25 protein-coding genes and 1 riboswitch are annotated in these 25327 nt (G+C 63.4%); of the genes, 15 read left to right on the forward strand and 10 right to left on the reverse strand.

The genetic code is table 11. The features are described from left to right. Positions 1–15: 15 nt before the first annotated feature. The 6 genes from V3C33_11505 to V3C33_11530 form a co-directional block, all read right to left on the reverse strand. Positions 16–891: a metal ABC transporter permease gene (locus tag V3C33_11505; protein XAS66132.1), complete on the reverse strand. Its 876-nt coding sequence runs from the start codon at positions 889–891 to the stop codon at positions 16–18. Beyond that, the gene (locus V3C33_11510) at positions 892–1707 is read right to left on the reverse strand and encodes a metal ABC transporter ATP-binding protein (GenBank protein XAS66133.1); all 816 of its coding nucleotides are present in this window, start codon (positions 1705–1707) and stop codon (positions 892–894) included. Next, entirely contained in the window at positions 1704–2681 is a 978-nt protein-coding gene (locus V3C33_11515) for a zinc ABC transporter substrate-binding protein (protein XAS66134.1), read from the reverse strand. The genes V3C33_11510 and V3C33_11515 overlap by 4 nt, the downstream gene beginning before the upstream one ends. A gap of 110 nt (positions 2682–2791) precedes the next feature. Next, positions 2792–3862: a hemolysin family protein gene (locus V3C33_11520; protein ID XAS66135.1), complete on the reverse strand. Its 1071-nt coding sequence runs from the start codon at positions 3860–3862 to the stop codon at positions 2792–2794. Then, a complete protein-coding gene (locus V3C33_11525; protein XAS66136.1) occupies positions 3855–5192 on the reverse strand; it encodes a hemolysin family protein in 1338 nt (445 codons plus the stop codon). Before V3C33_11525 ends, V3C33_11520 begins: the two co-directional genes overlap by 8 nt. A gap of 303 nt (positions 5193–5495) precedes the next feature. After that, positions 5496–6965, reverse strand: a complete 1470-nt coding sequence (locus V3C33_11530; GenBank protein XAS66137.1) for a GuaB1 family IMP dehydrogenase-related protein — start codon at positions 6963–6965, stop codon at positions 5496–5498. A 257-nt stretch (positions 6966–7222) separates the two neighbouring features. On the opposite strand from V3C33_11530, the gene V3C33_11535 reads away from it, so the two are divergent. The 4 genes from V3C33_11535 to V3C33_11550 all read left to right on the forward strand — a co-directional run bounded on the left by V3C33_11535 (position 7223) and on the right by V3C33_11550 (position 13304). Beyond that, positions 7223–11065 (forward strand): multifunctional oxoglutarate decarboxylase/oxoglutarate dehydrogenase thiamine pyrophosphate-binding subunit/dihydrolipoyllysine-residue succinyltransferase subunit, encoded by a 3843-nt coding sequence (locus V3C33_11535; GenBank protein ID XAS66138.1) that lies wholly within the window; start codon positions 7223–7225, stop codon positions 11063–11065. A gap of 97 nt (positions 11066–11162) precedes the next feature. Further along, the gene (locus V3C33_11540; protein XAS66139.1) at positions 11163–11762 is read left to right on the forward strand and encodes a GDSL-type esterase/lipase family protein; all 600 of its coding nucleotides are present in this window, start codon (positions 11163–11165) and stop codon (positions 11760–11762) included. Between the two features lie 100 nt (positions 11763–11862). Beyond that, positions 11863–12690, forward strand: a complete 828-nt coding sequence (locus tag V3C33_11545) for a DUF4097 family beta strand repeat-containing protein (protein ID XAS66140.1) — start codon at positions 11863–11865, stop codon at positions 12688–12690. Then, positions 12690–13304, forward strand: a complete 615-nt coding sequence (locus V3C33_11550) for a PadR family transcriptional regulator (protein XAS66141.1) — start codon at positions 12690–12692, stop codon at positions 13302–13304. The genes V3C33_11545 and V3C33_11550 overlap by 1 nt, the downstream gene beginning before the upstream one ends. A 331-nt stretch (positions 13305–13635) precedes the next feature. On the opposite strand, the gene rsrA is transcribed toward V3C33_11550, so the two are convergent. Both rsrA and V3C33_11560 read right to left on the reverse strand, forming a co-directional pair. Beyond that, on the reverse strand, positions 13636–13896 hold the full coding sequence (rsrA, locus tag V3C33_11555) for a mycothiol system anti-sigma-R factor (GenBank protein XAS66142.1): 261 nt from the start codon (positions 13894–13896) through the stop codon (positions 13636–13638). Further along, positions 13893–14684 carry a sigma-70 family RNA polymerase sigma factor gene (locus V3C33_11560; protein XAS69727.1) on the reverse strand — a complete coding sequence of 264 codons (792 nt, stop codon included), beginning with the start codon at positions 14682–14684 and terminating at the stop codon, positions 13893–13895. Before V3C33_11560 ends, rsrA begins: the two co-directional genes overlap by 4 nt. 285 nt (positions 14685–14969) lie before the next feature. On the opposite strand from V3C33_11560, the gene V3C33_11565 reads away from it, so the two are divergent. The 9 genes from V3C33_11565 (at position 14970) to V3C33_11605 (ending at position 23010) form a co-directional block, all read left to right on the forward strand. Next, positions 14970–15518 (forward strand): DoxX family protein, encoded by a 549-nt coding sequence (locus V3C33_11565; GenBank protein ID XAS66143.1) that lies wholly within the window; start codon positions 14970–14972, stop codon positions 15516–15518. 6 nt (positions 15519–15524) lie between these two features. Beyond that, positions 15525–16925 carry a 3-phosphoshikimate 1-carboxyvinyltransferase gene (aroA, locus tag V3C33_11570; protein XAS66144.1) on the forward strand — a complete coding sequence of 467 codons (1401 nt, stop codon included), beginning with the start codon at positions 15525–15527 and terminating at the stop codon, positions 16923–16925. Next, positions 16909–18024 (forward strand): ribosome small subunit-dependent GTPase A, encoded by a 1116-nt coding sequence (locus tag V3C33_11575; protein XAS66145.1) that lies wholly within the window; start codon positions 16909–16911, stop codon positions 18022–18024. The genes aroA and V3C33_11575 overlap by 17 nt, the downstream gene beginning before the upstream one ends. Before the next feature lie 64 nt (positions 18025–18088). Beyond that, entirely contained in the window at positions 18089–18901 is an 813-nt protein-coding gene (gene hisN / locus V3C33_11580; GenBank protein XAS66146.1) for a histidinol-phosphatase, read from the forward strand. A gap of 181 nt (positions 18902–19082) precedes the next feature. Further along, a riboswitch (SAM riboswitch) is annotated at positions 19083–19196 on the forward strand. Between the two features lie 34 nt (positions 19197–19230). Continuing rightward, a complete protein-coding gene (locus V3C33_11585) occupies positions 19231–20640 on the forward strand; it encodes an aminotransferase class V-fold PLP-dependent enzyme (GenBank protein XAS66147.1) in 1410 nt (469 codons plus the stop codon). 79 nt (positions 20641–20719) lie between these two features. After that, the gene (locus tag V3C33_11590) at positions 20720–21478 is read left to right on the forward strand and encodes a class I SAM-dependent methyltransferase (protein XAS66148.1); all 759 of its coding nucleotides are present in this window, start codon (positions 20720–20722) and stop codon (positions 21476–21478) included. 30 nt (positions 21479–21508) lie between these two features. After that, positions 21509–22222 (forward strand): metal-dependent transcriptional regulator, encoded by a 714-nt coding sequence (locus tag V3C33_11595; GenBank protein ID XAS66149.1) that lies wholly within the window; start codon positions 21509–21511, stop codon positions 22220–22222. Further along, on the forward strand, positions 22223–22642 hold the full coding sequence (locus V3C33_11600; protein XAS66150.1) for a CrcB family protein: 420 nt from the start codon (positions 22223–22225) through the stop codon (positions 22640–22642). Then, positions 22642–23010: a CrcB family protein gene (locus tag V3C33_11605; GenBank protein ID XAS66151.1), complete on the forward strand. Its 369-nt coding sequence runs from the start codon at positions 22642–22644 to the stop codon at positions 23008–23010. The genes V3C33_11600 and V3C33_11605 overlap by 1 nt, the downstream gene beginning before the upstream one ends. Before the next feature lie 126 nt (positions 23011–23136). On the opposite strand, the gene V3C33_11610 is transcribed toward V3C33_11605, so the two are convergent. Next, the gene (locus tag V3C33_11610; protein XAS69825.1) at positions 23137–23328 is read right to left on the reverse strand and encodes a hypothetical protein; all 192 of its coding nucleotides are present in this window, start codon (positions 23326–23328) and stop codon (positions 23137–23139) included. A gap of 157 nt (positions 23329–23485) precedes the next feature. On the opposite strand from V3C33_11610, the gene V3C33_11615 reads away from it, so the two are divergent. Together V3C33_11615 and V3C33_11620 are read left to right on the forward strand one after the other, a co-directional pair. Beyond that, positions 23486–23854 (forward strand): hypothetical protein, encoded by a 369-nt coding sequence (locus V3C33_11615; GenBank protein ID XAS69728.1) that lies wholly within the window; start codon positions 23486–23488, stop codon positions 23852–23854. Between the two features lie 86 nt (positions 23855–23940). After that, complete coding sequence (locus tag V3C33_11620) at positions 23941–24075, forward strand: hypothetical protein (protein XAS66152.1); 135 nt, start codon at positions 23941–23943, stop codon at positions 24073–24075. A 94-nt stretch (positions 24076–24169) separates the two neighbouring features. Here V3C33_11620 and V3C33_11625 read toward each other — a convergent pair whose 3' ends face one another. Further along, positions 24170–25153, reverse strand: a complete 984-nt coding sequence (locus V3C33_11625; GenBank protein XAS66153.1) for a trypsin-like peptidase domain-containing protein — start codon at positions 25151–25153, stop codon at positions 24170–24172. Between the last annotated feature and the right edge of the window lie 174 nt (positions 25154–25327).

The raw sequence follows: 25327 nt of genomic DNA on the forward strand, positions 1-25327 counted from the left end.
CGTGAATGCTGCGGCCTAGGCCGTCCGCATGACCCGTCCGTTGAGCCCCTGCTTGGCCCGGACGCTGCCGATGACGCGGCACACCACATAGATCAGGAATGACAGCGTGGTCACGTAGGGGCTGATGGGAATGCGGCCGCCAAGAGCCAGCAGGATTCCGCCCACCGTGGCCGTTACAGCGAACACAACGCTCAGGAATACCACGGTGCGGGGTGACGAAGTCACCCGCAGGGCGGCGGCGGCCGGTGTGATCAGCAGGGCCAGAACCAGCAGCGCGCCCACAATCTGAATGGACAGGGCGACGCTCACTCCCAGCAGCACCATGAACACGATGGCAAGGGTGCGCACCGGGACGCCGCGTGCTTCAGCGAGTTCCGGGTCAACGCTGGCGAAACTGAGTGGCCTCCAGATGATGATGAGCAAAGCCATCACCACCACAGCTGTTCCGGCCAGTGCCTGGAGCTGGACGGTGTCCACTGAAACGATCTGTCCGGTCAGGAGCCCGAACTTGTTGGCCGCGCGGCCCTCGTAGAGGGACAGGAACAGGATTCCCAGGCCCAGGCCGAACGGCATAATAACGCCGATGATGGAGTTCTTGTCCCGTGCCCGGACGCCCATAAGCCCCAGAAGCAGCGCCGCAGCCACCGAACCGATCAGCGAACCGAACACGATATCCGCGCCGATCAGTAAGGCGAAGGCCGCGCCGGCGAACGAGAGTTCGGAAATGCCATGTACGGCAAAGGCGAGATCGCGTTTCATCACAAAGGTGCCGACGAGCCCGCCCAGCAGACCAAGCACTGCACCGGCCCAAATGGAATTCTGGACCAGGGCAAGCAGTTCGCCGTAGTTTTCGAAATTGAAGATCGACTGAAGAATGCCGTCCAGGTCCATCTAGACCGCCTCCCCGGCTGTGGAGTGCGCGTCGTCGTGGTGATGGGTGGTGGCGTCCGGAAGTCCGACGACGACGATCCTGCCGTTTGCGTTGAGCACTTCCACATGGCTGTTGTATAGCTCGGACAGCACCTCGGTGGTCATGACCTCCTGCGGTGTACCAACCCGGAACCGGCCACCGGCCAAATAGAGGACCCGGTCCACGTAGTCCATAATCGGGTTGATCTCATGGGTCACGAACACCACGGCGCTGTTCTGCTCATGGGATTGTTTATTGATCAGGGCACTGACCGCCTGCTGGTGGTGAAGATCCAGTGACAACAGGGGCTCGTCGCACAGCAGTACCTTGGGGTCTGTGGCGAGGGCCTGGGCAACGCGCAACCGCTGCTGCTCGCCGCCCGAGAGCTGGCCCACGGGCACCTTGGCATAGTCCGCAGCACCCACCAGCTCCAGGAGTTCGTCAATCCTGCGGTTGGCATTGGCATTCCCCAGCCGTATTCCCCAGCGGTGGCCGTCAACGCCGAGGCCAACAAGGTCACGGGCCCGCATTGGGGTATCGGGAGCGAATGACTTCTGCTGCGGGATGTAGCCGATCAGCCTGCTGCCGCGTTCCACGGCATGGCCGCCAAGTGTTGCAGTCCCGGAATGGAGTTGCTGCAGTCCCAGCAGCACCTTGAGGAAACTGGTCTTACCGCTGCCATTTGGGCCAAGCACGGCGAAGAACTCACCGGGCTTGATGTCCAGGTCCAGATCCTCCCAGAGCGCCCGCTTACCGAACTTCAGGGAAGCTCCGCGCAGGCTCACAAGTGGTTTCAACGATTGTTCTCCAAGGCATTCCCGATGTTTTCCACATTGTCCGTCATCCACTGCAGGTACGTCTTGCCGTCCGGCAGTGTTTCGCTGAAATTCACAACCGGGACACCGGCGCTTTCGGCGGCTTTCCTGACGGCTTCGGTCTGGGGGCCCGCAGTCTGTTCGTTGTAGGCGAGGAAGCTGAGCTCCGCAGAACCGGCCAGCTCCGTGGCCGCCTTCAGCACTGCAGGAGGCACGTCGGTGCCTTCCTCGATTGCCGCACTGTATTCCGCCGGCGTCTTGTTCTCCAGCCCGGCTGCTTCGAGCAGGTACAACGGAACAGGTTCAGTGATGGCCACAGGAGCCCTGCCGTGGGCAACCTTGATGGCGGAGAGCTTCCCGCTGATCTCCTGCAGGCCCGTCTTAAACGCCGCGGCGTTGGCCGTGAACGTTGAAGCGGCATCAGGATCAAGCGCGCCGAGCTTGGCAGCCACAGCGTCGGCGAGCCTGGACATCACATCCACGCTGTACCAGACATGCTCGTTGAAGCCGCCGTGGGTGCGTTCGTGCCCGCCGGCCGCCCCGGTGGATCCGGCGTCGGATTGCGCTTCCTCGGGTGCCAGACCGGATGCCTCAACGGCGCTGATGACGTTGCTGTGCGGGATATTACTGTCGTCCGCCATCTTTTGGATGAACCCGTCATAGCCGCCACCGTTTTCAATCACCAGATCTGCCTTGGAGATGAGCAGCTTGTCCTGTGCATTGGCCTCGTAGGAGTGCGGGTCCTGGCTTGTCTTGGTGATGATGGCCCTGACGCTGACTTTGTCCCCGCCGATCGCCTGCACCACGTCGCCATAAACGTTCGTGGACGTGACCACCTCGATGCCCCCCGAGCCGGACCCCGATGGTGTGCTCCCCGCTGTGGTGCCGCAGGCGGTCAACAGCAGGCTAAGGCCGGCAAGGGCGGCAATCGATGTACGGGCGGCGGAACGGCGCACGGAGGAACCTCGGATCTATTCACTGGGAATCGTGGATTTTCGCAACTCCACGATTCTAGCCCTAAATGGGAATGATTCCTATTTACATGGGGCTGCTCGCTGGCATGCGACTACTCGCCGTCCGGCCGGCCAAGTCGCCGGATACCGGTCGCCTGCGTTGCGTCGCGGATTTCGCCGACGAGCTGTTCTATAACGTCTTCCAGGAACAGCACGCCGTGCGTTTGCCCGTCAGGACCGATCACACGCGCCAGATGCGAGCCTGTCCGCTGCATCACCGACATTGCCTTTTCGATTTCGTCATCCAGGGCCAGGTTTGCCAGCGACCGGATCCGGCTCTCCGCGATGGGATGCTGATACCCGGCCTCCGGGATCGAGAGGATGTCCTTGATGTGAAGGTAACCGGACAGCATACCGTCCTCATCAAGCATCGGAAATCTCGAGAATCCGGTCCGGCTGACTGCCTTCTCAAACTCCACCGGGGTGGTTGCCGCTTTCATCATGACCAGCTTGTCGAGCGGCACCATGATGCGCGACGCCGTGTGCTCCGAAAACTCCAGCGCTCCCGTAATCAGCCCCGCGTCGTCATCCACCAGCCCGTGCCGGGTGGACTCCTGCACGATTGACTGGACTTCCTCCAGAGTGAACGAAGAGTTGACCTCATCCTTGGGCTCAATGCGCAACAGCCGGAGTATGTGGTTTGCGGACCAGTTCAACGCCGCAATGACCGGATTCACGAGTCGGGCGATATACATCAGCGGCGGTGCAAGCAGCAGCGCTGCTTTGTCCGCCATGGACACCGAAATGTTCTTCGGCACCATCTCGCCAAACGTCACGTGCAGGAAGGTCACTGCCAGCAGTGCCACTGTAAACGCCACGACGTCCGCAATTTCCATGGGCACGCCGACTGCCTCCAAAGGCACGGCCATCAGATGGTGAATGGCGGGCTCGGCCACCTGCAGGATGAGCAGTGAACAAACCGTAATGCCCAGCTGTGCACAAGCGAGCATCAGCGAGACATTCTCCATGGCCCGCAGCGTGGTCTGAGCCCGTTTGGAACCAGCCTCAGCCAGCGGTTCAATCTGGCTTCGGCGTGCCGACATCACCGCAAATTCGGCGGCAACAAAAAAAGCGTTGCCGAACAGCAGCACCACCAGCCAGAGAATTCCTGCCCAGTCACTCATTAAGTGCCCCCATGCCCGCGTGCGCTTCGCCGTCTACCGGCTCGGGCCTGAAACAGATTCTGTCGATCCTGCGTCCGTCCATTCTGGTCACGCTGAGAGTTCCCCCGCCGACGTCGACGGTGTCCCCGACGGCAGCGATGCGGCCGAGCTCGCTCATGACATAGCCGCCCACTGTTTCATAGGCAGATTCATCAGGCACGGAAAGACCCGGAATCTGTTCGGAGAGTTCATCCGGCCGCAACAGCCCTGGGAAATACCAGTCGCCCGATGCGCTCTGAAGGAGACCTGGCCTGACCTTGTCATGTTCATCGGCCACTTCCCCGACAATTTCCTCAACGAGGTCCTCCAGCGTGGCTATCCCCGCTGTTCCGCCATACTCATCGAGCACAACGGCAAGTTGCAGGTTGCCCTCTCGGAGCTCCGCGAGCAGAGCATCCAGATGGATGGTCTCCGGCACACGGAGCACGTCGGTCATGATTGCGCCGGCTTCCAGCTTCTGACGACGGTCCCATGGCACGGCGATCGCCTTCTTGACGTGGACCAGACCGCGGATGTCATCAGCCGAATCGCCGATCACCGGGAACCGCGAGTAGCCAGTGCGCCGCGCCGCGTCCACAACGTCAGAGACGGGCTGATCTGCATCGATGGTCTCCACCCGGATCCTGGGCGTCATGACATCCGCCGCGGTACGACCGGAGAAGTTGAGCGTCCTGGCCACAAAGTTTGCCGTTCCGGCGTCGAGCGTTCCCATGGCGGCGGAGCGACGCACGAGGGACGCCAGCTCGGCCGGGGTGCGTGCACCGGAAATCTCTTCCTTGGCCTCCAGGCCAAAGACGTTCAGGACCTTGTTGGAGAAGCCGTTGAGGACCACAATTGCCGGCTTGAAGACGGCCGTGAACATCAGCTGCGGCCGGGCCAGGGCCTTTCCCATGGGAAACGACAGCGCAATGGCCATGTTCTTGGGCACCAACTCGCCCAGGAGCATTGAGAGCAGAGTGGCCAGGGTCATGGCCATGACAAGCGAGACCGATGCGGCTGCAGCGTCCGGAATCCCGGTGGCCCTCAGCGGTCCCTCGAGCAGCTTGCCTACAGAAGGTTGCATGACATAGCCGGTCAGTAGCGTGGTCAGCGTAATGCCCAGCTGGCAGCTGGAAAGCTGGGTGGAGAGAGACTTAAGGCATTTGAGCAGCGGGACGGCCGCTGTGTCACCGTTGTCGATGGCCCGTTGAACCGTGGCCTGGTCGAGGGCAATCAGGGAAAATTCGACGGCCACAAAGAATCCTGTGCCCAGGATGAGCAGGAGACCTGCCGCAAGTAGAAACCACTCCATTCAGCAACCCGCCCCGCGGCTGTCCGGCGGGCTGTTCCGGGGGAAACCGCCCGGCGGAGGATGGTCAGCGGAGGCTGACCCTGATTCCTGAAGGGCTCCGGCCAGATGGAACACCGGAGAACGATGGGCGCGTGAACGGGGTTTGCCGGCTCTGTGGGTGAAGTGGGCGGCGCTGCTATTCCTGCTCCGCTGACAGCCCCCAGGCCGGCACCTAGATTTACTGTCCATAAGAATCTCAGTCTACAGGAGCTGTTGCCGGCGCTGCCCCTGCCCTGCCCCTGCGGGAGATCGGGGCACTGTGCGTCACCAGCTCTGCTGTACGGGGCGGCCTTCCTCATAGCCGGCCGCAGACTGGATCCCCACCACGGCCCGTTCCCGGAAGCCGGCCAGATCCGCAGCCCCGGCATAGCTCATGGAACTGCGCAGCCCTGCCGTGATCATGTCCACCAGATCCTCAACACCTGGCCTCGCCGGATCCAGGTACATCCGGGAGGTGGAGATGCCTTCCTCAAACAGGGCCTTGCGGTCCTTTTCGAAGGCGTCCTCGCGCTGGTTGCGGTTCTGCACGGCACGCGCCGACGCCATGCCGAAGCTTTCCTTGAACTGACGGCCGTTCGCATCAAGCTGAAGATCGCCGGGGCTTTCATGGGTTCCTGCGAACCAGGAGCCGATCATCACCTGGCTCGCCCCGGCAGCGAGAGCCAGGGCCACATCCCTTGGATACCGTACGCCGCCGTCCGCCCATACGCGCCCGCCCGCCGCGCGGGCGGCAGCTGAACACTCGAGGACGGCCGAAAATTGCGGACGCCCCACGGCAGTCATCATGCGGGTGGTGCACATGGCGCCGGGGCCTACGCCCACCTTGACGATGTCGGCGCCGGCCTCGATGAGTTCCCGAGTGGCCCCGGCCGTCACCACGTTTCCGGCAACTACGGGCACGCCCGGATTCAGGCCCCTGACTGCTGCCAGCGCGTCGAACATTTTCTGCTGATGGCCATGGGCGGTGTCAATCACCAGGACGTCGACGCCCGACTCCAGGAGGGCGGCCGCCCTGCCGGCCACATCGCCGTTGATCCCGACGGCGGCTGCCACCTTGAGTCTGCCGGCAGCATCCAGCGCAGGACGGTAGAGGGTGGAACGCAGCGCGCCTTTTCGGGTCAGCGCTCCAGCAAGGCCGACACCGTCATGGACAGCGGCGAAATCGGTCCCGGCTCCGTCCATCGATTCAAACGCGCCCCGCAGGAGACTGTCCCTGCGAGGGTCAGACGTCCATCCGGCGTCGAGCCCCTCAGGATCCAGCACCAGTGGCTGGTGCCGGATCACGGAAGCCAGCGAAGCAAAACGGTCCTGCCCCTCGCAGTCCGCAGCCCGGACAATGCCAGCCACTGCGCCGCCGCCGTCAACCACCACCACCGCTCCATGCGGTCGCTTTCCCATCAGATGGACGGCATCGATCACGGTGTCGGACGGCAGCAGGGTTACAGGAGTCTCGAACACGGCGTGGCGCGACTTGATCCACCCCGTGACCTCACGCAGCACCTCCAGCGGGACATCCTGGGGCAGCACCGCCAGACCGCCCCTGCGGGCCATGGTTTCAGCCATCCGTTTGCCGGTCACGGCCGTCATGTTGGCCACCACCAGCGGGATGGTGCAACCTGTTCCGTCATCCGCCGCGAGATCCACATCCAGGCGGGAGGTGACATCGGACCGCGAGGGCACCAGGAAGACATCCGAATAGGTCAGATCAGTGGTCGGCTCAGTCAGAAAGCGCACGGCGGCTCCTTATTAGGTGAATGCTCAGTGCGAGTCTAAGGGAGCACCCTGAGACAGCAGCAGGCCCCTTCCGCAGCCATTTAAGCATTACGTGCGTCACTTCATGATTTGGGTCACCCTTATTGGCAGTTAAGCCGGAATGCTCACTAGACTGGCAAAGGTCTGGGTTCACAGGACGCAGAGACTGGCTCGATTGTTGTGCCGCGGCACCATTGCGACCAGAGAGAAATCAAACTCATGGAAGAGGCGTATTTCAAGTGCCAGAGCAGCCTAGCCACCGTCTACCAGAGGAATTTGGCGGAAACGAGTGGCTCGTTGACGAACTGTACGAGCGTTACCAGCAGGACAAGAACACGGTTGATACCAAGTGGTGGCCCCTGTTTGAATCCTTCGACGCAGGTAACGGCTCCTCTTCCAACGGGACGTCGGCAGCATCTGCAGCCGCCCACCCCGCAACCCGGGAACTTCCGATCGTAGCTCCGGCTGCGGCAGCACCGGCACCGGCGCGGGCCCCGGCAGCACCCTCTTCGCCTCCCGCCGCAGCTCCGGCCGCACCGGCTTCGGCCCCTGCGGTTCCTGCCGCAGCCCCTGCCGCAGCATCTGCCAAAAAAGCTCCGGCAACAATTGCCCGCGACGGCGCAAGGAAGCCCGACTCCGGCACCGGCTCCCAGCCCATCCCGGCCCAGCTCCCCAAGAATGTCAAGGCCCCCACTGCTCCCGAGGAAGACGTCATCTCCGTGCTCCGCGGTCCGGCGAAGGCAATCGCGACCAACATGGTCATGAGCCTCGAGGTTCCCACGGCAACCAGCGTCCGGGCCATCCCCGCAAAGCTGCTGATCGACAACCGGGTGGTCATCAACTCAAACCTTGCCCGCGCCCGCGGCGGCAAGGTCTCCTTCACGCACCTGATCGGCTATGCAGTCATCCGGGCGCTGGCACAGTTCCCTTCGATGAACGTGTACTACGACGAAGTGGACGGCAAGCCCGTGGCTGTCCAGCCGGCGCACGTCAACTTCGGCATTGCCATTGACATGCCCAAGCCCGACGGCACCCGGCTGCTGATGGTGCCGAACATCAAGAAGGCCGAAACCCTCAATTTCTCAGAGTTCTGGCACACGTACGAAGACCTGATCAAGCGTGCCCGTGCCGGCAAGCTCACAGCCGATGACCATTCCGGGACCACTGTCTCACTGACCAACCCGGGTGGCATCGGCACAGTCCACTCCGTGCCGCGTCTCTCCAAGGGCCAGGCCGCCATCATCGGCGTAGGTGCACTGGACTACCCGGCCGAGTTCCAGGGCGCCAGCGAGAAGATCATCGCGAAGAACGCCATCAGCAAGGTCCTGACGCTCACATCCACGTACGATCACCGAGTCATTCAGGGTGCGGGCAGCGGTGAGTTCCTCAAGCTCGTGCACCAGCTGCTGCTGGGTGCCCAGAACTTCTATGACGAAATCTTCGAGTCCCTGCGCATCCCGTATGAGCCCGTGCGCTGGAGCCCGGACCTGCAGGTCGATCCGGCGGACGAAATCAACAAGGTAGCCCGGATCCAGCAGCTGATCCATGCCTACCGCGTCCGCGGTCACCTGATGGCCGACACCGATCCGCTGGAGTATGTCCAGCGGAAACACCCGGACCTTGACGTATTGACCTACGGCCTGACCCTGTGGGATCTGGACCGCGAATGGCCCACCGGCGGCTTCGGCGGCAAGCCGATGCTCAAGTTCCGCGACATTCTGGGCGTCCTGCGCGATGCCTACTGCCGGACAGCCGGAATCGAATACATGCACATCCAGGATCCGGCCGAGCGCAAGTGGTTCCAGGACCAGATCGAACACCCGTACTCCAAGCCGAGCCGCGAAGAGCAGCTGCGCGTTGTCTCGAAGCTGAACGCTGCCGAGGCTTTCGAGACCTTCCTGCAGACCAAGTTCGTGGGCCAGAAACGCTTTTCCCTGGAAGGCGGCGAATCCCTGATTCCGCTGCTTGACGCCATCATTTCCGATGCCGCCGACGACGGCCTGGACGAGGTTGCAATCGGCATGGCCCACCGTGGCCGCCTGAACGTACTCACCAACATCGCCGGCAAGACCTACGCACAGGTCTTCCGCGAGTTCGAAGGCACCCAGGATCCCCGCTCCGTACAGGGATCCGGTGACGTCAAGTACCACCTGGGCACCGAAGGTACGTTCACTTCGGACAACGGCAAGGAGACCAAGGTCTACCTGGCCGCCAACCCGTCACACCTGGAAGCCGTGGACGCCGTCCTCGAAGGTATCGTCCGCGCCAAGCAGGACCGCCTGGACCAGGGCGAGACTTTTCCCGTCCTGCCCATCATGGTCCACGGCGACGCCGCATTCGCCGGACAGGGTGTTGTCGCAGAAACCCTCAACCTCTCGCAGCTCCGCGGCTACCGCACCGGTGGAACCATCCACGTGGTGGTCAACAATCAGGTCGGGTTCACCACCGCGCCGTCCTCGTCCCGGTCCTCCACCTACTCCACCGACGTGGCCAAGATGATCCAGGCCCCGGTGTTCCACGTAAATGGAGACGACCCCGAGGCCGTGGTCCGCATCGGCCAGCTCGCCTACGACTTCCGCCAGCGTTTCCACAAGGATGTCGTCATCGACATGGTCTGCTACCGGCGCCGCGGCCACAATGAGGGCGACGACCCCTCGATGACCCAACCGCTGATGTACAACCTGATCGAAGCCAAGCGTTCCGTCCGCAAGCTGTACACCGAGTCGCTGATCGGCCGTGGCGACATCACAGAGGAAGAAGCAGAGCAGTTGCTCCGCGACTACCAGGAGCGCCTGGAGCGGGTCTTCGCTGAGACCCACGCAGCGCAGACCTCGCCGATCCCGATCATCACGGCGGACTCCGCCGCGGTGTCAGACATCGAGCGCCCCATCGCCCAGCAGGCAGATTCCGGCACCAACGCGCCGGCTTCCACGGCGATCTCCGCAGAGACCCTTTCGCGGATCGGCAAGGCACACCTTGAAGTTCCCGAGGGCTTCACCGTGCACGCCAAGCTCAAGCAGCTCCTGGAGAAGCGCGAGCAGATGTCCCGTGAAGGCAACATCGACTGGGGCTTCGGCGAAATCGCCGCCTTCGGTTCGCTGATCATGGAGGGTGTACCTGTCAGGCTGGCCGGCCAGGATTCCCGCCGCGGAACGTTTGTACAGCGCCATGCCGTGTTCCATGACCGCGCCAACGGCGCGGAGTGGCTGCCTCTCGGCAACCTCACGGATGACCAGGCGAAGCTGTGGATCTACGATTCGCTGCTGTCCGAATACGCTGCCATGGGCTTCGAATACGGTTACTCTGTTGAGCGGCCGGATGCGCTGGTGCTCTGGGAAGCCCAGTTCGGCGACTTCGTCAACGGCGCACAGACCATCATTGACGAGTTCATCTCGTCCGCAGAGCAGAAGTGGGGCCAGCGTTCCTCGCTGGTGCTTATGCTTCCGCACGGCTACGAAGGCCAGGGGCCGGACCACTCCTCCGCCCGCATCGAGCGTTTCCTGCTCATGTGCGCTGAGGAAAACATGATCGTGGCAAACCCCACCACCGCGGCCTCGCATTTCCACCTGCTGCGCCGTCAGGCCTACAGCCGGCCCCGCAAGCCGCTCATCATCTTCACACCCAAGCAGCTGCTTCGCCTCAAGGGCGCTGCCTCAGCGGTGGAAGACTTCACCACAGGCGCCTTCCGGACCGTCATCGGCGAGCATGAGCACCTGCAGGGCGACGCCGTCGAGCGTGTACTGCTGGTCTCGGGCCGTCTGTACTACGATCTACTGTCAACCCGGCAGAAGTCGGAAGACAAGACCACCGCCATCGTCCGCGTCGAGCAGCTGTACCCGCTGCCAACGTCGGAAATCGAAGCCGAACTTGCCAAGTACCCGAACGCCGAAGTGGTGTGGGCACAGGACGAACCCGCTAACCAGGGGCCGTGGCCGTTTATGGGCCTCAACCTGCCGGCAGCGATTGACCGCACGGTGCGGCTGGTTTCCCGCCCGGCATCGGCTTCCACCGCCGCCGGTTCCATGAAACGCCATGCAGCCGAGCAGGATTCACTCCTCAAACAGGCATTTGCACGGAAATAGCCACAAGGCTGCCCGGCCGGACGTCGAAATACCGACTCCGGCCGGGCAGTTCTGTTTAATGGATCAGACAGGCAGTAACGGAAGTAAAGAGGTAGTTGTGGAAGACAGGAAGCTGCGCATTGCAGCTGTTGGAGATGAGCTGCTGGCCGGCCTGGGAGACCCCCGGGCACTTGGCTGGCTGGGCCGTGTGCTGGCCCGCACTCCCCAGAACGGCATGTCCGTTGAAAGCTATGCTCTTCCCTGCCCCGAGGAAGGAACGGAAGGACTGGCGGCACGCTGGCTGGAAGAAGCACGCCGGCGTTTCGGCGACCACCACGAAAACCGTCTGGTCATCGGGCTGTCAGGTCGCGACGTCGAATTCGGACTCTCAACGGCCCGCAGCCGGCTGAACCTGGCCAACATCCTTGACTCCGCCACGCAAAACAAGATCGAAGTCTTTGTTGTTGGCCCGCCGCCTACCCTCGATCCTACCCAGAACCGCCGGCTGGGTGAACTCAACACTGCGTTCGCTGATGTGACCACGCGCCGCAAGCATCTATACGTGGATACGTATTCGCCGCTGCTCAATCACGAACAGTGGCGCCAGGATCTGGCAGCCAACGGGGGCGCCCCCGGGCAATCCGGCTATGGCCTGATGGCTTGGCTGGTTCTCCACCGCGGCTGGTTCCAGTGGCTGGGGATCGACGCCCCCGAATAAGGGTTCAGGCAAAAGAGCCTTCGCGATATATCTTGACCTTCGGATTATTGCGATATATCGTGAATTCACAGTCACGATATATCGCAACCGCGGAGGAATCATGGAAGATAACACCTGGACCGTCACCGGCCCGCAGACCATCGACGTCGACGGCGTTACTTCGCTGAAGCTCGGAATCGTCCGGGGCCGGTTTGATATCGTCACGCACCAGGACAACGTCGCCCGTGTTGAGGTGTCCGAACTCCACGGCGATCCCGTCATCGTAACGCTCATCAGCGGACGCCTCGAGGTCCGGCACCAGTTGCACGGACCCCAGGGCTGGTTCAAGAACCTTATGGGCACGGTCAGTAACAACAGCGAGAACTCAGTAGTCATCAGCATCGCCCTGCCGGCCGGCGTCGAGGTGGAGGCCGGAACCGTCAGCGGCGACGGCCTGGTCTCCGGCACCAGCCCCCGTACAAGGCTCAATACCGTCACCGGATCCGTTATGGCTGATGGTACGTCCGGAGATCTGCAGGTCAAGACTGTCAGCGGCGAAGTCATCGTCCGGAATCACGACGGCGTCCTCACCGCCAAGAGTGTCTCCGGCGAGGTCACTGCCTCGGGACTCTTCAGCAATATCCGGGCCAATACCGTCAGCGGCGACATGACTTTTGATCTGCTTGGCTTCACGCAGGATTTCGGCGCAAATTCAGTTTCCGGAGACCTCACCATCCGGCTACCGCATGACGTCGGCGTGGATATCGTGGCGAACTCGGCCAGCGGTAGCGTGGTTATCGACGATCAGAAGTACACGCAGCCGGGCGGAAAAATACAGACCATTGCCGGGCCTGATGCGAAGCTGATGCTGGTCCGGACCAACTCGGTTTCCGGCAAGACCTCGATCTTCCACGGCCAGCTGCCCGCGGATGCCAAAGCAGGTCTCTGATGCCCCCGGTTTTCGCCCACGGGGCCCTGCGCCTCTATCTTCTTGCCCTGCTGGAGACCGGGCCCAAACACGGCTACGAACTCATCAAGGCGCTGAGTGAACGGTTCGGCGGCACCTACTCCCCCAGCGCCGGAACCATCTATCCGCGCCTTGGCAAACTGGAGGAAGAAGGTCTGGTTGCCACGGAGTCGGAGGGGCGGCGTACCAACTACCGCATTACACTGGCCGGGCTGGCCGAGCTGAACAGCCGCAGGGACGAGCTCGCCGGGGTTGAAAACGACATTTCCGCGTCCGTCCGCCGGCTGGCCGACAACCTCCGCGAGGATATCCGCAGCAACATGCGCGGCCTTCGGGCGGATCTTGCCGCCACGGCGGAGGCTGCGCGGTCCACGGCACGCTCCGCCGAGTTCCTGGCGCGTGCTACCGGATACTCCCCCGCGGGGCACCGGATGCTCAAGGAAGCCGAGATGCTGCTTCAGGCCTTCCGGGATGATCTGCGGGTGGAACTGCGGGTCCAGGCCAACACCCGGCCGATCAGCCCCGGGACCCTCGAAACAGTCAAAACGGTGCTGGATCAGGCCCGCATCTCCATCAGGAACTCGTTGAAAGGCTGAACCGTGAACATCATCGGGAGTTCCCATGGACCCGACGCCCCTGCGGGCCAGGACACACGTCTGCCCCAATGCGTCCCGGTTCGCAGCCCGTCCCGTGATGTGGGAGACTTGAGGGCAGCTCTTTTGAGTACCAACATTAAGGAGGCCAGCTATGAGCAAACGTGCACGTAAACGTCGTGACCGCAAGCGTGGCGGCGCGAACCACGGCAAGCGCCCCAACGCCTAAGCAAAAAGCCTGGATTGACGGCTTAAGCGAAAGACCCCGGAAACCACACGGTTTCCGGGGTCCTTTGCTTTGCATCAATGCTCAGGTGCCGAGGTGCTCCGGGCTTCAGGCATCCACCGGCCGGATCGAGTGGATCCTGTCCAGGATCGCATTCTTCAGGTTCTCCGGGGCGGCCTCGGTGCACGATCGCTTGACCATGGTGCGGATGACGCATTCGAGGTCGTACTGCTCCAGGCACTCCGGGCAATCATCCAGATGGTGCTTGATTTCAGCGATATCTTCGCGGGTCAGCGCCCCGTCAAGGTATTCGTAGATACGTTGCATCCGGGCGTCATCGCAGTCGCCCAATCCCTGGCAGTCGCTCATTTCCTGTTCTCCTGTTTTGTGCTTCCGGCCGCGTGGTTGGGATCAACCGCGGCTTTGAATCCCCGTTCGGCTGCATAGTCCGCCAGCATGTCCCGCAGCATCTTGCGGCCGCGGTGGAGCCGGGACATCACCGTTCCGATAGGGGTGTTCATGATGTCCGAAATCTCTTTGTACGCGAAGCCTTCAACATCGGCAAAGTACACCGCCAGCCGGAACTCTTCGGGAATGGCCTGCAGCGCACGCTTCACGTCTGAATCGGGCAAGTGGTCCAATGCCTCAGCCTCGGCAGACCGCAGCCCGGCCGAGGTGTGGGAGCCGGCCCTTGCCAGCTGCCAGTCTTCGATCGTGTCCGAATTCGACTGCAGCGGTTCGCGCTGCCGCTTCCGGTACAGGTTGATATAGGTGTTGGTCAGAATCCGGTACAGCCAAGCCTTGAGGTTGGTACCTGGCTTGTACTGGTGGAACGCGGAGAACGCCTTGGTGTAGGCCTCCTGAACAAGGTCCTCCGCGTCAGCCGGGTTCCGGGCCATGCGCATGGCAGCCGAATAGAGCTGATCCACGTACTGCATTGCGTCACGCTCAAACCGGATCCGGCGCTCTTCTGTGCTCTCCGATGCAACGTCCACTGCCTGCTCCGGGGACTCCTGCCCGCTGGAAACCGGCTCAGTGGACGCCTGCCCAGTGGAAACCGACCCAGTGGAAACCGGTTCATTGGGTTCAGTGCTGGTCTTGGCGTCGTTGCCGGCGGCCTCATACATGGCCGCAACGGCCGGATCCATGGTGCTCATTGCCTTCAAGTCTACTGTCAACCGCTGTCCGGGCCGGGCGCCATACTCTCCCGCATCCGATTCCAGCGAATGCAGCTCAAGGGGACCCAGCAGCTCCACTCCGTCCTTCACCGATGTCAAAGCTCCATCTCCGCTCCGCGTCAGGGCCGTCGTCTCTTGGAGGTCGGGCGTTGCCCGGACCTGCAGTTCATAACCGTGGGCGGCAGGCAAATATTCCTCAAAAGTGCAAGACTAGAACCGGCTCCGCCGCAATTTTCCGCGGTTCGTCCATTCAGGAGGAAATCCATGTCCTTTGTCCGTTTTCTCGCCCGGCCCATGCTGGCCTCCAGTTTCGTTCTAGCGGGTCTGGACAAGTTAAAGAACGCGGATGACACGGCACAACAACTGTCCCCCATGCTGCGACGGGCATCGGAATCACTTCCCTTCCCGGCCAACGAAAAATTGCTGGCGCGGGTTATCGGTGGAACACAGGTGGGGGCGGGGGTCCTGCTGGGCCTGGGTAAGTTCGCCCGGCTGTCGGCCAGCGTCCTGGCTGTCATTTCAGCACTGAACGCATTCGTGGAGTGGCGCAGCGCGGACATCAGCACCAAGGAAGGCCGCGAGGCCCGCCGCAACCAGCTGCTGAAGAACGTTTCCCTGACCGGCGGCGTGCTGTTGGCATCGGTGGACACCGCAGGCAAGCCCAGTCTGGCATGGCGGGCGGAGCATTTCACAGCGGACGCCAAAAAGAACGCAGTCCAGCTGGCTGCGGACGCCAGGAAGACCACCGGCAAGCAGCTGCACAAAGCGGACAAAGCAGTCCGCAGGGCTGCTGACCACGCGGTTGGAGCCTAAGCACGAATGACCGGATCCACGTCCGCCACAGCCGCTCCCGGCCTTCCTGCTGAAGCGATCCCGCACTGGGCCGCTCCGTTCGCAACCAGGCCCATTGACGCCACGGTCACTGTTCCCGGCTCAAAGTCCCTGACCAACAGGTATCTGGTGCTTGCTGCCCTTGCGGACGGGCCGTCCCGGCTGCGCGCCCCCCTCCACTCGAGGGACTCGGCGCTGATGGTCGACGCACTGCGCCAGCTGGGAGCCACCATCCGGGAGGTCCCGGGTGACGGCACCTTCGGGCCCGATCTCGAAGTCACCCCTTTCGGCCAGGACTCACCGTCCGCAAACGCTTCAATCGACTGTGGCCTTGCCGGCACGGTCATGAGGTTCGTTCCTCCCGTGGCGGCGCTCCGCAACGGCACTACCGTTTTCGACGGCGACCCCCATGCGCGAAAACGGCCGATGGGCACCATTATTGAGGCGCTGGCCGCCCTCGGGGTAACCGTCGCCGCCGCGGATGGAAGCGCTCCGTCGTCGCTGCCCTTCACCCTGGAGGGTACCGGCGAAGTCCGGGGTGGCCACCTGGTCATTGACGCGAGCGCTTCCTCGCAGTTTGTCTCGGCGCTGCTCCTGGTGGGCGCGCGCTTCACCGAGGGGCTTCATCTGGAGCACGTCGGCAAGCCTGTACCCAGCCTCGATCACATCAACATGACAGTGGCCGTCCTGCGAGGTGTGGGAGTGGCGGTGGACGACTCAGCCCCGGATCATTGGATCGTTGCACCCGGAGTCATCCGCGCCTTCGACCGGCGGATCGAGCAGGATCTTTCAAACGCGGGCCCCTTCCTGGCTGCTGCCCTCGCTTGCGGCGGGACAATCCGGATTCCGGACTGGCCAGTGCAGACAACACAGGTGGGTGACCTCTGGCGAGGCATTCTCAGCGAGATGGGTGCCACAGTCACTCTTGAGGACGGGACGCTGACGGTCACCGGCGGCGTCGAAATCAAGGGCGGCCACTTCGATGAAACCAGCGAACTGGCCCCCACCGTTGCTGCCCTCTGCGCGCTCGCCACCGGCCCGTCACGGCTCACCGGAATCGCGCATCTCCGAGGCCACGAAACCGACCGCCTGGCCGCCCTCGTAACCGAGATCAACCGCCTTGGCGGCGACGCCGAGGAAACAAGCGACGGTCTGGTAATCCGCCCCGCAAAACTGCATGCCGGCGTCGTGCACAGCTATTCAGACCACAGGATGGCCACTGCAGGTGCCATCCTGGGCCTGGCAGTGCAGGGCATCGAGGTCCAGGACATCGCCACCACCGCAAAGACCATGCCTGATTTCCCTCAGCTGTGGGCCGGAATGCTGGCACAGGGTTCCGGTCAGGACCAGTCAGAGGCAGAGGGTGTTGACCGTGGCCCGCACTACTGATTCCTGGGACGAATCCGATGTCCGGATCCGTCCCAGCAAAAAGGGGTCACGGCCCCGGACCAAGGACCGTCCCAGCCACGACGACGCCGTTACCGGCCGGATCATCACCGTTGACCGCGGGCGCTACACAGCTGTGGTCGGTGAGGACTCCGGAGAAGAACGCATCATCATTGCTGCCCGGGCACGGGAACTGCGGCGTTCTCCGGTAGTTGCCGGTGACTTCGTCTCCCTTGTGGGCGACGTTACGGGGGACCCGGACACGCTGGCCCGCCTGGTGAAGATCCAGGAACGACGCACGCTTCTTCGGCGCAGCGCCGATGACACCGACCCCATTGAGCGCGCCGTGGTCGCCAACGCGGATCAGCTGGTAGTGGTGGTCGCTGCCGCCAACCCCGAACCGCGGACTGGCTTCATCGACCGCGCCCTCGTGGCCGCCTACGATGCCGGCATCGAGCCGCTGCTGCTCGTCACCAAGGCAGATGTCAAGGATCCCGCTGAATTGCTCGCCAACTACGAGCATCTGGATTTTCCGGTCATCATCAGCCGGACGGCCGATTCCGCGGCCTCAGGCATCGATGCCCGCTCCGACGACGGCCTTTCGGCGAGGTTGGACAGCGATGCCGTGTCGCAGCTCCGCGCCTACCTCGACGGCAAGGTCACGGTAATGCTCGGACATTCCGGCGTCGGTAAGTCCACCATGGTCAATGCGCTGACGGGAGCCGAGCGGGCCACGGGCGGCGTCAACGCCGTCACGGGACGCGGCCGCCACACGTCGTCGTCCGCTCTTGCCCTGAAGCTGACCGATGCCCCCACGGGAAGCTGGATCATTGACACCCCGGGCATCCGGTCCTTCGGACTGGCGCATGTGGATCCGGACCGGATCCTCCGTTCATTCCCCGATCTGGAGCCCGGCACAGAGGCATGCGAGCGCGGCTGCAAGCACAACTCCAGCGCCGTCAACTGCGGCGTAGATGCCTGGGTTGCCGGTGGACACGCGGGGCCCACGGGCGAAGCGCGGTTGGCATCCCTGCGTCGCCTCCTCGGTACTGATCCCCGCATGGAAGCGCAGGAAACCAAGGAGCTCGGCACCGTTTCCTAGCCCTCGCGGCGGAACCCAAACGGGATATCCCCGCCGGCGGAAGCTTTGACGGTAGTTTGGAACCATGATCCAACCAGCTTCCGGCTACAACGATGACCTGCGCCTCGCCCACGTACTGGCCGATTCAGTGGACGCCCAGACCATGGACCGATTCAAGGCGCTCGACCTTCAGATCGAGACAAAGCCTGACCTGACTCCGGTCACCGACGCAGACAAGGCTGCCGAGGAGTCCATCCGCGGCCAGCTTTCCCGGTCCCGTCCCCGCGACGCCGTCCTCGGCGAGGAATTCGGCAGCTCCGGCCATGGATCCCGCCGCTGGATCATCGATCCGATCGACGGAACCAAGAATTTTATCCGTGGCGTCCCGGTCTGGGCCACACTCATTGCCCTGGTTGATGAAGGCGAACCCGTGGTGGGAGTGGTCAGCGCACCCGCCCTCGGCAAACGCTGGTGGGCGGCCAAAGGAGCAGGCGCATACATGGGCCGTTCGCTGGCAGCGGCCACCCGGCTGCGCGTCTCCAATATCTCAACGCTCTCGGACGCCTCGCTCTCCTACTCCAGCCTGGGCGGCTGGAAGGAACGAGGCAATCTTGATGAATTCCTTGGCCTGACCGAAGACGTCTGGCGCACCCGCGCCTACGGCGACTTCTGGTCCTACTGCATGGTGGCCGAGGGCTCCGTTGACATCGCCTGCGAACCCGAACTGAACCTCTACGACATGGCGGCCCTGGTTCCGATCGTCACAGAAGCCGGCGGACGGTTTACCTCCCTCGAGGGAGCTGATGGCCCGTTCGGCGGCAACGCCCTGGCCACGAATTCGATACTCCATTCGGAAGTCCTCAAGCGGCTGAACCCGGAACTGGACGATCTGATCTAGCCTCACCCAACTCCCGTTCTGAAGAATAAACGACGGCGGACACTCCCTTTAAGGGGGTATCCGCCGTCGTTTCTTCGCGCCTGAGGCGATTCTTACGCCAACTCATCAGCACCCGTAACAAACCGCTTAACATTCCGGCAGACTTTTTCATCGACCGATGTCATGTCCTAGGCTCGTACCAGGTCACGAGTGCCAGCGCTAAACCCCGGTTTGCTGGCCGGCAACCCTCCATTCGCGGTGGGGTGCCCCGGGTGACGACCTGGCCGGTCCGGAACGGACCCGGCAAGCGCGGATCCCCGGCGTGTGGGGTCCTTTCCGAGCGAGGTTCCATGACTACAGCCGTTTTCTCCCCCAACTCCGGTGCAGAACTCTTTGATGACCGCATGGCTATCGCCGGACGACCGCTCTCGGCTGTCACCGGCGCCGAGATCCAGGCCCCGTTGATACAGGGCGGACATGCCCGTTACGCAAACCTTGACTATGGCGCCTCCGCCCCGGCACTCTCCGTGGTGTCCGCCTATCTCAACGAGATTCTGCCGTTTTACGCCAGCGTTCACCGTGGCGCCGGTTTTGCATCCCAGATCAGCACGTCGGTTTACGAGAACGCCCGCAGCATCGTCCGTGACTTTGTGGGCGGCCGGCCTGATGACTCGGTGATCTTCACCAGGAACACCACTGATTCCCTGAACCTGCTGGCCGGATGCCTCCCTGTGCAGGACGGCCGGCACACCGGCGATGTGCTCTACCTGGACATCGAGCACCACGCAAACCTCCTGCCGTGGCAGGGTGTTCCGCACCGGAGCGTGGTGGCGGCGGACACTCTTGCCGGCACCGTCGAAAGCCTCCGGGCCGAGCTGCAGCAAGGTGGTGTCAGCCTGCTGGCTGTCACCGGTGCTTCCAACGTCACCGGTGAAATCCTCCCCATCCGGACGCTGGCCGCGCTGGCCCACGAATACGGCGCCAGGATTGTGGTGGACGCGGCCCAGCTGGCCCCCCACCGCCGCATCAGCATCAGTGCGGACGGTGTGGACTACCTCGCTTTCTCGGGTCACAAGCTGTACGCGCCTTTCGGTGCCGGCGTGCTGGTGGGGCGTCCGGACTGGCTCGACGCCGGGACGCCGCACCTTGCCGGCGGCGGTGCCGTGCGCGAAGCCAGGCTGGACGGGGTCAGCTGGACCACCGGACCGGCACGGCACGAAGGCGGTTCTCCGAATGTGCTGGGCGCCGCCACGCTGGCCCGCGCCACGCAGGTTATTGCATCGCTGGACCAGGGCAGGTGGCACGCCCATGAGGCCGCCATCAGGTCCTTCCTGGTGGAAGGACTGCAGAAGATCGACGGCGTCCGTGTGCACCAGATCTTCAAGGACACGGATCCGGAGACGGACACCATCGGCGTGGTCAACTTCTCAGTCGCGGGATACGACGCCGGCCTGGTTGCGGCGTATCTGTCGGCAGAACACGGAGTGGGCCTCCGTGATGGCCGGTTCTGCGCACACCCGCTGCTGAAGCGCCTTGGGCTTCCGTCCGGTTCGCTGCGGGCGAGCTTCGGAGTGGGCTCACGCCTGGAAGATGCCCAGAGGCTGCTCGCCGGGATCGAGGATCTGCGCCGAACAGGCCTGGGCTGGGACTATGTGGTGGACTCGGGCCGCTGGGTACCGGCCAACGATACCCGCAGCTACCCGGACTGGGCGCCCAACACGCCCGGCACCGCGGGCGCAGCGCCCTGCGCCGAGGACTGAACCGCGAGTGGCGGTGGAGAACGGCCGGATGCGGTAAATTCGAAGTAGATTTCGTTGGATCTCGCGAAGGAGACCGCACTTGGCACGGGGTGGTCCAAAACTTCATCACGGGCGCAGGCGCGAACTCGGACAGAGCTTCCAGGACGGCGGCGAGCACTATCATCGCGTCCGTCCCGGATACCCGGCTGAATCAGCCGGCTGGCTGATTCCAGCCGGTGCGACGGACGCTGCAGACATCGGTGCGGGCACGGGAAAATTCACTGCCCTGCTGGTGGACCGCGGAATGACGGTCTCGGCGGTGGATCCCTCCGCCGATATGCTGGACCAGCTCCGGTCCGCCTCCCCCCAGGTCTCCGCTCTGGTGGGAACAGCGGAGGCGACCGGTCTTCCGGCCTCGGCCTTCGACGTCGTCAGCGTTGCCCAGGCCTGGCACTGGTGCGATCCCCTTCGGGCCAGCACCGAAATTGCCAGGATCCTGAGACCACATGGAACTCTGGGGCTGATCTGGAATCAGCTGGACACCTCGGTCTCCTGGGTGCACAGGCTGTCCCGCATCATGCATGCCGGTGATGTCCACAAACCGGATTTCCGGCCGGTGCTGGGGCCTGAGTTTACTGGACTCGAAAGCCACCTCACCCGTTGGGTGGATCCAGTCACCACGGCAGACATCCTTGAGCTGGCGAAATCCCGCAGCTACTACCTGGCGGCAAACGACGCCACGCGCGCCAATGTTATGGGTAATCTCGACTGGTACCTCCACGAAGACCTGGGACATGCAGGTGATGTTGTGCTGGGTCTTCCTTATGTGACACAGACATGGCGGGCCGTGACCGCATGATGCCACTGGCCAAAGGGTAGGGTTGGATCTGTGAAGACCAGCGCGCCCTCCTCCTCGATCGAGGACTACGTCAAGGTCATCTATTCCTTTACGGAGTGGCAGGACAAACCCATCACGTCGTCGCAGCTGGCCCAGCGGCTCGGCGTTGCCAACTCGTCAGTGTCCGAAATGGTCCGCAAACTCAAGGACCAGGGACTCGTTGACCACCAGCCGTACAGCGCCATCACCCTGACAAGCGATGGCGTCCGGTTGGCATTGTCCATGGTGAGGCGGCACCGGCTGATCGAAACGTACCTTGTCCAGCAGCTTGGCTATAGCTGGGACGAGGTTCATGACGAAGCTGAACTGTTGGAGCACGCGGTGTCGGACACTTTCATCGAGCGGATGGCGGCCAAGCTCGGCGATCCGGCCCGCGATCCGCACGGAGACCCCATTCCGGCTGCAGACGGCACCATCCTGATGCCCGATGCCCACCGTATGAGTGAGCTGGATGAGGGACACACCGGCAGGATCACCCGGATCAGTGACGAAAATCCGGAGCTGCTCCGCTACCTGGCAGCGGAGGAAATCGATCTTGACGCCGGCGTTGAAGTCCTTGGCCGCAGGCCTTTCGGCGGGGCTTTGGTAGTCCGTATCCGCTCGGCCGAACGAACCAGGGACTTCGACCTCGCAGACGAAGTAACCTCCGCATTGTGGGTCCACAGTGACTCCGCCCATCCCGGCTGCCTGCTTGGGAACCGCTGAGTGAAAGTCCAGGCCGGGCCCGGCTGGCGCGCATGGACCGCCGTGGCGGCGGGCGGGCTTCTGGGCACGGAACTCCGTTATGTCCTTGGGCTGATGTTTCCCGAGGCTTCCGGATCCGTTCCCTGGACCACCCTCTGCATCAACATTTCCGGAAGCTTTGTGCTCGCTGCCCTGACCACCGTCTGGATGGCGCGGCCGCACACCAGGTTCTGGCTCAGGGCAGGAATCGGGCCAGGACTGCTGGGATCCTTCACAACATTCTCCGCATTGGCCTCCTCGGTGGACCAGCTCGCCCGTGGCGGGTTCCATACCGCCTGGCTGGTGTATCTCGGGCTGTCCCTGGTGCTGGGCCTTGGCGCAGCGACAGCCGGCTGGAAAACCGGCAGGGCACTGAGTGACCGTTCCGGGGTTGCACTGTGATGACCGCTGCCCTGGTGGGCCTGTTCGGGGTGGCCGGGGCCCTGTTGAGATTTGCAGTGGATTCCTGGTTTGCCCACCGCGCTGACAAGCACCGCCACTGGCCGTGGGCCACACTGCTGGTCAACGCCACGGGATCCCTGATCATCGGGCTTTCCATCGGTGTCAGTGGGACGCTGGGATTAGGTCCCGAATGGCATTCCGCAGTAGCCACCGGACTGGCCGGAGGCCTCACCACCTTCAGCTCCTGGACCACAGCCACCATCCGACTGGTCAGTGAATCGCGGTACCCCGCGGCGGCGCTCAACATCGGAGCCAATCTTCTCGCGGGCTTGGCCGCAGCCGCGGTGGGCTTGGCGCTCTTTGGCTGACAGCGGCTCAGGCGCGCTCTTGCACCGTCCGTATCCCGATGACGAACGCTGTTGCACCCGCTGCGAACAGTGCCGCGGTTGCGATCACCGCCCGGTGGGGCCCCGACGTCGTGACGCCCGTTCCCATCACCAGTCCAGCGAACGCAGTGACGGCCAGGCCCAGGCCGAACACCAGCAGCCGCCCAGCTCCCTGCCGATCGCAGGGAGGGCCAGGTTGACCGCGGAGCCATCGAGGAGGGCCATAAATGAGGCCACGATCGCGACATACAGCGCGCTTTTCTGTACCTGTGTGTCGTTCACACCGGCGGGGCCGAACATTGGCTTCGCCTCCCGTTGAAGTGGAGCAGCATCGTAGTGACGAGCCTAACACCGGCTCCGTGCGGGCCCGCGGTTACGGGGTTTTTCGCTGTGCGGATCACCGACGGGGCGGGTTTTGCCGGTCCGGGGAAAGCCCTGAATCCCGTATCGTTGAATGATGATCACCCGCCGCGCCGCCGCCCAGATTCTCGATATTTCTCTGGAAATGGCCCACCGCCACGGTCTGCCGCCGCGGCTGACCGACGAAGAGCTCGCCGATCTCCTCGACAACCCGCCGCAATGGCTGGTCCAGTCCAAGGCGAACCGCACCGGCAAAAGGCCCGTCTGGGTCCAGCTGACGTGCGCCGTGTGCGGATATTCTGAAGCTGCGCGTCCCAAGAAGTGGTGGCCACCGTTCACCTACGTCTGCTGTGCGGACCACCGTCCCGATGAGATTCCGGAGGCGGGCACGGGCTTGGTGCGCAGCGAATACGAGGGGGTTGGCAGCCGCTTTGTCGGTATCGCGGACGTCGCTGTTCCGGACTGACCTCCCGGGTGGTTACGTTCGCGGCAAAACAGGCGTATTTTACGAGGTGAGGGGCAATTTCCGTCCTTCAAGCTAGGGAGCACGCCATGCCTGATAAGTCACCGCACCGACACCTGACGAAGAAGCCGGTCAAAACGATCAAGGAAAAGCGCGCGGACAAACGCGCCAAGGGATCCGTTGAAGGAGCCCCCGATCCGGTCGCGCACCTTAAGAAGCGCTGACGGCGCCACGCGCCGAAGGCGGACGACCAGGGCAGATCCTGACCCTGGCCGGATGCCTTGCCTGAACAGACCCTGCCGGGGTAGGGACGGCCCCCTACGAGGTGTCCGCCATCTCCTCCGGCACTGCGACGATATCGAGTTCGCCGCCGTCGCGCAGTACGGCAAGGTGCAGGGGTGCGCCGATCGCATCTGCGAACAGGAGCTTCTGCAGGCTTTCGGCATTGCTGACGGACCACAGCCCCGCGGTCAGCAGGACGTCACCGGCCCTCAGCCCTGCCTTTTCAGCCGGTGAACCGACCATCACTTCAACTACGCGCAGCCCGTCATGTTGGCCCGTGCGGATGACAGCGCTGGCGTTGAGCCGGATCGGGGTGCTGACAACGCCAAGGTATGCGCGCCGGACCCGCCCGTCCGCGAGCAGCGCTGCAATGATCCGCCTGGACGTGGTGTTCATGGGGACTGCCAGTCCCAGGCCTGCTCCCGCGACGGCGGTGTTGATGCCGACGATCCGTCCGCGGGCGTCCGCCAGCGCCCCGCCGGAGCTGCCCGGGTTCAAAGCCGCGTCTGTCTGTATGACATCCTCGATCACCCGCCGGTGGCGGCCGGCCCAGACGGGGATGGCTCGACCCAGCCCGCTGACCACGCCGGCTGTCACGGATCCCGCAAGGCCCAGGGGGTTCCCGACCGCTATGACCAGCTGGCCAACCCGCAAGGACTCCGCGTCCCCGAAATCAGCTGGGGGTGCGTGCGGGGCACGGCCATGAAGGACTGCGAGGTCGGACAGGGCGTCTGAACCGACCACCTCAAGATCCGTCCGGGTCCCATTAGCAAAGATTGCGTGGCCCTTGTCCGTTCCGGCGACCACATGGGCGTTGGTCAGCAGATACCCGTCTTCTGTGAAGAGGACAGCAGAACCTGCCCCAACGCGAAATCTGCCGGTACGGCCGTTGCCGGTCATTTCGATTGCCGCAACATGGGGGGTGACAGTCTCGGCCACCCTGACAACCGTCGCTGAGTAGGAGTCCAACGGGTCTGCGTCCTCACCCGGGCTGGAAACAATATCAGTCGCTCTGGCCATGGCGCACCTCCTTGGAGTGATGCTTGTCTGGAGCACTATGCATGCTACTTAGGACAACCATGGCTGAAGGGGCGCTAGTCCCGTGGGCGGTACGCCTTCAGTGAACGGAGCTGCCGGGCCCGGGGCGAGGCACATCCGCATTAACGACGAACACCCCGGATGGGGTCCGGGGTG

This window comes from Micrococcaceae bacterium Sec5.7, assembly GCA_039636785.1.
GTDB lineage: Bacteria > Actinomycetota > Actinomycetes > Actinomycetales > Micrococcaceae > Arthrobacter.